This window comes from Bordetella sp. 15P40C-2 (assembly GCF_009763235.1).
Taxonomy (GTDB): Bacteria; Pseudomonadota; Gammaproteobacteria; order Burkholderiales; family Burkholderiaceae_B; genus Bordetella_A.
This window is the reverse complement of sequence record NZ_WSJA01000015.1, coordinates 24,507-33,607: the sequence shown is the minus strand read 5'-3', so window position 1 is coordinate 33,607 and position 9,101 is coordinate 24,507. Positions and strand designations below refer to the sequence as shown.

8 protein-coding genes are annotated in these 9,101 nt (G+C 61.4%); 5 read left to right on the top strand and 3 right to left on the bottom strand.

The genetic code is table 11. The annotated features are described in order from the left end of the window. Positions 1–180 (bottom strand): hypothetical protein (locus GOQ25_RS19510; protein WP_236844509.1); only part of this gene is annotated, 180 nt, incomplete at its 3' end. A 148-nt stretch (positions 181–328) separates the two neighbouring features. Between GOQ25_RS19510 and cutA the strand changes: the two genes are divergently transcribed. Both cutA and dsbD read left to right on the top strand, forming a co-directional pair. Next, a complete protein-coding gene (gene cutA, locus GOQ25_RS07090; protein WP_160349764.1) occupies positions 329–688 on the top strand; it encodes a divalent-cation tolerance protein CutA in 360 nt (119 codons plus the stop codon). Beyond that, the gene (gene dsbD, locus GOQ25_RS07085) at positions 688–2,667 is read left to right on the top strand and encodes a protein-disulfide reductase DsbD (protein WP_160349763.1); all 1,980 of its coding nucleotides are present in this window, start codon (positions 688–690) and stop codon (positions 2,665–2,667) included. Before cutA ends, dsbD begins: the two co-directional genes overlap by 1 nt. 218 nt (positions 2,668–2,885) lie before the next feature. On the opposite strand, the gene hemB is transcribed toward dsbD, so the two are convergent. Together hemB and yihA are read right to left on the bottom strand one after the other, a co-directional pair. Beyond that, positions 2,886–3,899 (bottom strand): porphobilinogen synthase, encoded by a 1,014-nt coding sequence (gene hemB, locus GOQ25_RS07080; protein WP_160349762.1) that lies wholly within the window; start codon positions 3,897–3,899, stop codon positions 2,886–2,888. Continuing rightward, a complete protein-coding gene (gene yihA, locus GOQ25_RS07075; RefSeq protein ID WP_160349761.1) occupies positions 3,896–4,519 on the bottom strand; it encodes a ribosome biogenesis GTP-binding protein YihA/YsxC in 624 nt (207 codons plus the stop codon). Before yihA ends, hemB begins: the two co-directional genes overlap by 4 nt. Positions 4,520–4,812: 293 nt before the next feature. Here yihA and GOQ25_RS07070 point away from each other — a divergent pair, with 293 nt between their 5' ends. The 3 genes from GOQ25_RS07070 to ccsB all read left to right on the top strand — a co-directional run bounded on the left by GOQ25_RS07070 (position 4,813) and on the right by ccsB (position 9,066). After that, positions 4,813–5,514: a cytochrome c gene (locus GOQ25_RS07070; protein WP_202109356.1), complete on the top strand. Its 702-nt coding sequence runs from the start codon at positions 4,813–4,815 to the stop codon at positions 5,512–5,514. A gap of 191 nt (positions 5,515–5,705) precedes the next feature. After that, complete coding sequence (locus GOQ25_RS07065) at positions 5,706–7,718, top strand: cytochrome c biogenesis protein ResB (protein ID WP_160349765.1); 2,013 nt, start codon at positions 5,706–5,708, stop codon at positions 7,716–7,718. A 7-nt stretch (positions 7,719–7,725) separates the two neighbouring features. Next, positions 7,726–9,066 (top strand): c-type cytochrome biogenesis protein CcsB, encoded by a 1,341-nt coding sequence (ccsB, locus tag GOQ25_RS07060; RefSeq protein ID WP_160349760.1) that lies wholly within the window; start codon positions 7,726–7,728, stop codon positions 9,064–9,066. Positions 9,067–9,101 lie beyond the last annotated feature (35 nt).

The window sequence follows — 9,101 nt, the reverse complement described above, 5'->3', positions numbered from 1 at the left end:
ACCCATCTGGACTCCAATTTCCACACGCGGCGCCGCCGCGCCTGAGCGGTCCTTCAAAAACAAACCCCCGGCAAAAACCAGGGGTTTATCAACAGCCTGAGGCGAGCCCTCGGGCTCGCCTTTGTTTTTGGTGCGCGGCTTGGCACGCGCATTCGCCACTGGCGAGTCGATGCCAGTCACGCGGGCGTCATCGCAGGCACAACCGCCACTGACACTGCATCCGATATCACGGTGTCCTGGCGCGTCGGCGCGGTCCGCGAGCTGCAAGTAAGATACCCTCTGTTCACCCCTATTTTCAGGGACGGCGGTTTGTAATCTGGAGACGCCCATGCTGCTTGACGACGATATCGTATTGGTGATCAGTAACGCCCCGGATCTGTTGCTGGCAAAACGCATCGCCCACGTGCTGGTCGAGGACGGCTTGGCCGCGTGCGTGAACTTGGGCGCACCAGTGCTGTCTGTTTATCGTTGGCAGGGGCAGATCGAGGGCGCCGACGAGATCCCGATGTGGATTAAAACGACCTCGGGGCGTCAGGACGCGGTCATCCAGGCATTGGGCAGGCTGCACCCCTACGACGTGCCGGAAATCCTGGTGGTGCCGGTACTAGGCGGCCATGCCGCGTATCTGGATTGGGTGCGACAAGAGGCGGCGGGCAAGCCACTGGATAAAGAGGACAAGAGGGTCTGATGCAGCGGTTGAACGTGGGTGTGCTAGCTACCGGACGGCCAGGATGGGTTTGGCTCGTCCTGTTTGCGGTATGGAGCCTGTTGCTCGTATGTCGCCCTGCCCAGGCCTTGTCGGAAGAGGATTTTCTGCCGCCGGAGCAGGCATTCGTCTTTAGCGCCGCCATGGCTGCCCCGGATACGGTGGCGCTGACATATCGCATCGCTCCTGGCTATTACATGTATCGCGAGCGGTTCGAGATCGCGGCGGATCCGCCGCAGGCTGTAACCCTGGGCGACCCTGTCTACCCGCCGGGCAAAGTGAAGTACGACCCGACGTTCGAAAAGGACATGGAGACCTACACGCGCGAGGTCACGGTCTCCGTACCGCTGTCGGGAACGCAGGCCGTCGCGCTGGAGATAACGAGTCAGGGTTGCGCGGATGCGGGGCTTTGCTACCCGCCACAAACCCATCGGGTTTCGCTGGAGCCTGTGCCCGATGGGTATGTCGTTAAGGACGGTGCCTCGCAAACACGCTCGCCCGGTTGGTTGACGGCATCCACAGATCAAGCCGGGCGGACTGCTGGACAATCGGATTCACAGAGCGGCGCTTTACAACAAAGAATCCAAACAATCCCGGGTGCAGAGCGACCAGAATCGTCAAACGGTCTGGGCGCACTGCTTTCGGCGGGAGATACCGGGCTGGCTGACGCCATTAGCGGACTGGGATGGTTGAAGACGGCGGGTGTTTTCTTTTTGCTTGGCCTGTTATTGGCGTTAACGCCCTGCGTGCTGCCGATGATTCCCATCTTGTCGTCCATCGTGGTTGGAGGCTCGCGCGAGGCGCGCCCGACGCGCGCGCGTGGCCTCGGTTTGGCGGCGGCGTATGTGCTGGGGATGTCGGTGGTTTATACCGCGCTCGGCGTGGCGGCCGGCCTGAGCGGCGCGGGTTTGGCCGCGTGGTTGCAGACGCCTTGGCTCTTGGCATTGTTCGCGGCGCTGTTGGTGGTGCTGGCCGTGGCAACGTTTGGCGCCTTTGACTTGCAGATGCCAGGAGGCATACAGAGCTGGCTAAGCGCGCGTTCGTCGCGGATTCCGGGCGGACGTATTACCGGTGCGCTCGCCATGGGCGCTATCTCGGCCTTGATCGTCGGCCCTTGCGTGGCCGCGCCACTGGCGGGGGCGCTGCTTTATATCTCGCAGACCGGTGATGTCTGGTTGGGCGCAGCGGCCTTGTTCGCCTTGGCCTGGGGGATGGGAGTGCCGCTATTGCTGGTCGGTGCCTCGTCGGGTGCGTTACTGCCCAAGGCTGGGCCTTGGATGGACGGGGTGCGGCGCTTGTTCGGCATGCTGTTGCTGGCCACTGCGTGGTGGATGCTGATACCGATTACGCCCACCTGGTTGCAGATGGTGGGCTGGGCTTTGCTGGCGATGGTGGCTGCGGTGATGCTGCGAGCCTTCGATGCGCTGCCGGCAGGAGCGGGTGCGCCGCGCATGTTCGCTAAAGGCATCGGCATTCTGCTGGCGCTGGCAGCGGCTGCATGGCTGGCCGGGGCAGTCAGCGGCGGACGGGATGTGCTGCAGCCGTTGTCGCATCTGCCGGCCCGGACGAGCGCACCACAATCCATCGCAGCGGCGCATCCCATCGCGTTCACGCGTGTGCGCAACAGTGCCGAGTTGGATGCGGTGTTGGCGCAAAGCACGCGTCCGGTGATGTTGGACTTCTATGCTGATTGGTGTGTCTCGTGCAAGGAAATGGAACGCTTTACGTTCTCCAATCCCGAGGTCGCCAGTAAGCTCGCCCAAATGACGCTGTTGCAGGCCGACGTTACGCAGAACAACGCCGATGACCGTGAACTGCTAAAACGCTTTCGTCTTTTCGGGCCACCGGGCATCGTGTTTTTTGAGCCGGGCGGCACAATCGTCGCGGACGCACGTGTAGTGGGGTTTCAAGACGCGGCGCGCTTTAGTTCGGTGTTGGATAAGGTGCTGCAAGACAGATAAGCGCAGCACACTGTGCCGGGCTGGCCACGTGCGACCTTCTTACGGCCCATCGTTAAGTGCTGACGACGGCGGGGGTATCAGTAGTTCGACGTTCATGGCGAGCATCGGACTGAAATACGCGTTTTAAACCGTGTTGACGCTAGCTTTTACGTGCCCGCGCGCCTGTCTGGATCGCGCGGGCACCTGATAACGCTGCCGCCGCAGGGCGGCTCATCGTTCTAACGGGCCTTTAACAGCTTCGCCGCCTCAATCGCGAAATACGTCAGAATCCCATCGGCTCCGGCACGCTTAAAGGCCAGCAAGGCTTCCATCATGACTTTGTCGTGATCCAGCCAGCCGTTGGCGGAGGCCGCTTTGATCATGGCGTATTCGCCGCTGACTTGATAGGCAAAGGTCGGCACGCGGAAGGTGTCTTTCACGCGGCGCACGACATCCAGATAAGGCATGCCGGGCTTGACCATCACCATGTCGGCGCCTTCTTGCAGGTCGGCGGCGACTTCGCGCAGGGCTTCATCGAGGTTGCCCGGGTCCATCTGGTAGGCCATTTTGTTGGACTTGCCCAGATTGCTGGCCGATCCCACGGCATCGCGAAAGGGACCATAAAAGGCGCTCGCATACTTGGCCGAGTAGGCCATGATGCGCGTGTGGATGTGCTGTTTGTCTTCCAAGGCCTGACGGATGGCGCCGATACGGCCATCCATCATGTCGCTGGGGGCGACGATATCTACGCCCGCATCGGCCTGCACCAAGGCCTGACGGATCAGCAGTTCGACGGTGGGCTCGTTGATGACATAGCCGTCTTCGTCGATGACGCCATCCTGGCCGTGGCTGGTATAGGGGTCGAGCGCCACGTCGGTCAGCACGCCGAGCTCTGGAAAGCGTTCTTTCAAGGCGCGCACGACCCGGGGAATCAGGCCGTCGGGATTGGTCGCCTCGATGCCGTCGGGTGTTTTCAGCGCGGGATCGATGGCGGGAAAGAGCGACAGCACCGGGATGCCGAGTTCGACGCATTCCGCGGCGACTTCCAGCAGGGTGTCCGGCGAATAACGCATCACGCCGGGCAGGGAAGGCACCGGTTGACGCAGACCCGTGCCTTCGGCGACGAACACCGGATAGATCAAGTCATCGACCGTGAGCGCGTTTTCACGCACCAGACGGCGCGTGAAGTCGTCGCGACGCAGGCGGCGAGGACGTGAGGTCGGGAATGCGGGCGTGATGATGTTCGGATTCATGGCACTACCTTCGGAGAGATCCAGTTCTCGACTTGTTGACCGGCCTCAACGAGGCCGATGCGTTCGGTGGCAGAGAACGGCACCGTGTTGAGCGCGCCGATATCGGCGAGCTCTTTGCGTACGGCGAATACCGCGCGTTGGCGCTGACCATACGGCAATTTGTCGGCCTTGGTCAGCAGCGCCAGCACCGGGCGTCCGGTGGGCGCGATGAAGTCCGCCAGGCGGCGGTCCAGCTCGGTCACGCCTCGGCGGATATCAATGAGCAGCACAATGCCGGCCAAGGACGGCCGGTCGCGCAGATAGCCGCCCAGGATGTCTGACCATTTTTCTTTTTCTTTTTGCGCGACGGAGGCGTACCCATAACCAGGCAAGTCGACGAGAAAGCCCAGTGGCGCATCGGGGGCGAGCGGGTCGGGCAGGCCGAACAGGTTGATCAGGCGCGTGCGCCCGGGGGTTTTACTGGAAAACGCCAGCCGCCTTTGGTTGCACAGCACATTGATGGCGGACGATTTCCCGGCATTCGAACGGCCGACAAACGCGACCTCGGGTGCGCCCGGGGCGGGCAGCTGATCGAGGCGGGCTGCCGAGACATAAAAGGAGGCGCGATGGAGGAGGGACACTTGGCAAGTCCGTTTCGGTTGATGGTGAGCACCCCGGGCATGCTGTTTAAAGCACGTGTTCAACACGTCTGCATCACGCGCGGGGACGGGAGCACGAGCTTGGCCGCGATCCCAGAAGTCCCTATTGTATAATCCAGCGTTTGCAGCAGTGGTACCCCTGCGTTTGCCGGGTCTTTCCGCCTGTTAAAAAGCTCGAACTCCACGGCGGAGGCAGTTGGTTCGGCACAGCATGGGGCAGGATGAGACGTTAGTATTTTGACGTCTTGATCGCAGTCCGATCGTCGAGGTAATCAATGATGCGTGTGCTGTCCCGGATGTTGCTAGCTAGCGGGCTGATGCTCGGTGTATTTGTCGTCTGTCCAAGCGTAGCCGCGGAAAACGCGGCCGGGCCGGCCAAGCCGGACGCCACTAAAGGCGCTCAACTCTACGAACAAGGCGATGCCTCTCGCGGCATTATTGCCTGTGCTTCCTGTCACGGCGTAGGGGGCAATAGCTCCATTCCCGCCAACCCCAATCTCGCCGCGAATCCCCACGAATATATCGCCAAGCAGCTCGTTGATTTCAAGATCAAAGAGGGTGCGGAAAAGCCTTTGCGTAATGGCCCGGGTGGCAATCCCACGCCAATGACGCCGATGGCCCAGAACCTCACGCCGCAGGATATCCAGAACGTCGCTCTGTATTTGGCGCAGCAACCTTTGACGCAGCCGGCGACGGCAGGCTATGAAAACCTGGTCGAGCGCGGTCGTCAGATCTGGCGCGGGGGGTTGCCGGATCGCAACGTGCCCGCTTGCGCGGCCTGCCATTCGCCCAATGGCGCAGGTTTGCCGGGCCAGTATCCGCGTCTGTCGGGTCAGTTCCCCAGCTACATCGAAGAGCAGTTGAAACTCTTCCGTAGCAATGACCGCGCCAACAGTCCCATCATGCACGAGATCGCGGACCGTATGTCGGATGCCGATATCAAGGCGGTATCGGACTACGCCGCAGGCCTGCGCTAAGCTACGCGTTGGCCTCGATCTGCGCGAGATGCGCGCAGCGTTATGGCGCGCTGGAATGATTTCCAGCGACGCCGCTCTTGTAGGGGCCGGTTTGTAACGCGGCCCCTTTGTTCATGACTTCAAATACTCAACAGACGACTCGTTACCCATTAAGCAATCTGCCGCGCGATGTCTTCGAGCTGATCGGCTCGATGCGCTTTGCGGTCAGCCTGTTGATGTTTATCTGTATCGCCAGCTTGATTGGTACGGTGCTGGCGCAGAACCGGCCGTCGAATACGTATATCGATCAGTTCGGGCCGTTCTGGTTCGAGGTATTCGACAAGTTCTCGATCTGGCATGTGTATAACAGCTGGTGGTTTCTCGCCATCATGGGGTTCCTGGTCATCTCGACCTCGGTGTGCCTGATCCGCAATACGCCCAAGATGCTGCGCGAGGCGCGCTCGTTTCGCGAGCATGTGCGCGCCAGCAGTTTGCGCGCGTTTCCGCATCGCGTGGAAATGCAGGATGCGGCGCCCGTGCCGGAGGCGGCGCAGGCCGTTAAAGCCCTGCTCGTGCGTCAAGGCTATGCGGTGCGCGAGCGCGTCGATGGCGATGGCATCATGGTGGCGGCGAAGAAAGGCAGCGCCAATCGTCTGGGCTATATCTGCGCCCATGCGGCGATGGTCATTATCTGCATCGGTGGCCTGCTCGATAGCGAGCTGATGGTGCGATTGCAAGTGCTGCTGGGCGGTAAACACCCGATTGTGGAAAACATGCTGATCTCGCAGGTGCCGCCCACCGGCCGCCTGTCGATCTCGAATCCCAGCTTCCGGGGCAGCGTACTCATCCCCGAGGGCGGGCAGGCCAGTACGGCCATCGTGATGGTGGGCGATGGCGCGCTGGTGCAGCCTTTGCCGTTCGCGTTAAAGCTCAAGAAATTTTTGGTCGACTATTACTCCACCGGCATGCCGAGTCGCTTCGCCAGCGATGTGGAAGTCACCGATCCGGAAACCGGCAAGACCTTCGATGCCACGATCGAGGTCAACGAACCGCTGCACTTCAAAGGCGTCACGGTCTATCAGTCGAGCTTTGACGATGGGGGCAGCACGGTCAGTCTGAAGGGCTATCCGCTGGTGGGGCACGGCAGCGCACCGTTTACGGTGGACGGCGAGGTGGGTAAGCCTGCCGAGATCACGGCACATGGCAGCGATGGCGTACCGCGCGATCTGCGGGTGGAGATCACGGCGCTGCGGCCCATTAACGTGGAGGATCTGCAAGGCGGCGCGCCTGCCGGCAATCCGATGAGCTTTGGTGACCATGTGGCATCCGTGGCGGGCAGCGCGGCGGGCAAGAAGAACGACCATCTGCGCAATGTGGGTCCGAGTATCGAGTACCGGCTGATCGACCAGGCCGGTCAGGCGCACGAATTCATGAACTATATGTTGCCCGTGGAGCTGGACGGTGCATCGGTGTTCCTCGCGGGCGTGCGCAATAACGCGGGTGAAAACTATCGCTATCTGCGGATTCCGGCCGATGCCGACGGGTCGCCGGCGGAGTTCATGCGGCTGCGTGCCGCACTGGCCGATCCGGAGCAACGCCGTGAGGCGGCGCGTCGCTTTGCCGAGCGCAACAGTCCGTCTAGCGCGGAACAGTCGTCGCTACAGACAGCCGCGGAACGCGCGCTGGGTACGTTTTCCACGGGCGGCTTACAGGCCATCGCGAATTTTCTGCAGACTAATACGCCGCCAGCCGAGCTGGAACGGGCGGCCGATGTGGTGATTCGTCTGTTGGGCGCATCGATGAACGAACTGCGCGGGGTGGCGCGCGAACGGGCCGGCATGCCGGCGATTGCCGAGACGGGGCCCGAGGCCGAACAGGCGGCGCAATGGTCGCGGCTGGCGGTCGCGGCGCTGTCGGATCTGAACGTGTATCCCGCCCCGGTGTTTTTGAGTCTGAGCGATTTCAAGCACGTGCAGGCCAGTGTTTTCCAGGTCAGCCGCACGCCGGGCAAGACGGCGGTGTATATCGGCTGTCTGCTGCTCGTGCTGGGCGTGTTCTCGATGTTTTATATTCGTGATCGACGGGTATGGGCGTGGGTGAAACCCGCCGCTGGCGGCGCCGGCAGCGAGGTGTATGCGGCCATGACGTCGCAGAAGCGTACACTGGACTTCCAGCAGGAATTCGAGCGCTTTAAAGAGGCGTTGACGCGCCGGAACCGGCCATGAGGTGAGTATGTCCGTCAGTACAACCACGACGTCCCATAACGCGATATGGCAGCCCCCGCTGTCAGCGACAGGCGATGCGCGCGCCGAGCGTGGCAGGCCCGACTGGACCGATATCGTCTTTTTTCTGTTGTTGGCGATGGGGGCGGGGTTCGCGCTGAACCGGTATGGCCACGCCATGGATGGCTATGAAAAAGTCATCCTGGGTGGCACGGTCTTCGCGATGACGTGGCTAGGCTGGTTATGGCGGCCGCTGCGCCGCCTGATGATTGCGTGTGCGTTGGCCACGGGCTTGGCGCTATGGCTCTACCAGGCGGATCTGGCGCGCGCCGAGCAGGTGTTTTTTCTCAAGTATCTGTTTTCATCGCAATCGGCGATTCTGTGGATGTGTGCCTTGTTTATCTTGGCAACGATCTGCTATTGGGCCGGTATTTTTAGTGCGACGGCGGCGTGGCTCGGGACGGCGTTGACCTGGGGGGCGGTGTTCGCCGGGGTGACGGGGTTGTTGGTGAGGTGGCGTGAAGGCCATTTGATGGGGCCGGATCTCGGGCATATCCCGGTCAGCAATCTGTACGAAGTCTTTGTGCTGTTCGCGTTGGTGACGGCGCTGTTTTATCTGTATTACGAACGCAAATACGCGACGCGCGCGCTGGGTGGATTCGTCCTGCTCGTGATTTCGTCAGCGATTGTGTTTCTGCTCTGGTATGCGTTTACGCGGGATGCGGGACAGATCCAGCCGCTGGTGCCGGCACTGAAGAGCTGGTGGATGAAGCTGCATGTGCCGGCAAACTTTATTGGTTATGGCACGTTCTCGCTCGCGGCCATGGTGGGCTTTGCCTATCTGATCAAACAACATGGCACCACAACCTCGTGGGTGAAGCTCGCGCCCTTGTTCATCCTGGGGGTGCTGTTGTGTGCGGAGCCCATGGTGTTTCGTACCGATGGATTGTCGGCCACGTGGATGGTTTATTTTGGCGTGGGCGCGGTGGTGGTAGGTGCGATCTTGCTGGGGCGTCGGCGCATTGCCCAGGCATTGCCGTCGCTGGAGGTGCTCGACGACATCATGTATCGGGCCATCGCGGTGGGCTTCGCGTTCTTTACGGTGGCCACGATCCTGGGCGCGCTATGGGCGGCCGATGCGTGGGGCGCTTACTGGCAGTGGGATCCCAAAGAGACCTGGGCATTGATCGTGTGGCTGAATTATGCGGCGTGGCTGCACATGCGATTGATCAAGGGCCTGCGAGGGCACCTGGCGGCGTATTGGGCGCTGGTCGGGTTGCTGATCACGGGCTTTGCCTTTCTGGGTGTGAATATGTTCCTGTCTGGGCTGCATTCTTATGGCGAGCTTTGATGGCGGCAGTGTGATGTCACCATCCGCTTCTGTAG